At 63.6% G+C, this 321-nt stretch carries 1 protein-coding gene; it reads left to right on the top strand.

Annotated elements, in window-relative coordinates; all coding sequences use genetic code 11:
* Positions 1–266: hypothetical protein (locus C472_RS17680; RefSeq protein WP_206536583.1), on the top strand; the 266-nt coding region annotated here is incomplete at its 5' end.
* Positions 267–321: the final 55 nt, after the last annotated feature.

Genomic DNA, 321 nt, shown 5'->3' with positions numbered 1-321 from the left:
GAGATGTGTATAAGAGACAGGACCAGAGACGTGGGCGTCGACGATTGCCGCGGAAAAAAGCGTGCCGGTGGTCGGGGAGAAGGGGAGTCGGCCCGCGACGCGTCGGTATCGGCGTTGAGGACTTTGAACCCCAGAGGTTCGCCGTCCACTGTGTGGTTTCTCGCGAGTTGCTGGTGGGTGTGGACACCCTCGAAGCCCCAGCCCCTCGATACGACGCAGTTGCTATCGGCGACACGACCGCCGAAGCCCCAGCCGCTCGGCTATAGGTGGCTGATCTCGTCACGACTGTGACCGCCGAAGCCCCAGCCGCTCGGCTATAGG

The organism is Halorubrum tebenquichense DSM 14210 (assembly GCF_000337415.1).
In the GTDB taxonomy this organism is placed as follows: Archaea; Halobacteriota; Halobacteria; order Halobacteriales; family Haloferacaceae; genus Halorubrum; species Halorubrum tebenquichense.
Note: the sequence above shows the minus strand (reverse complement) of the source record. Positions and strands in the feature narration are given on the sequence as shown.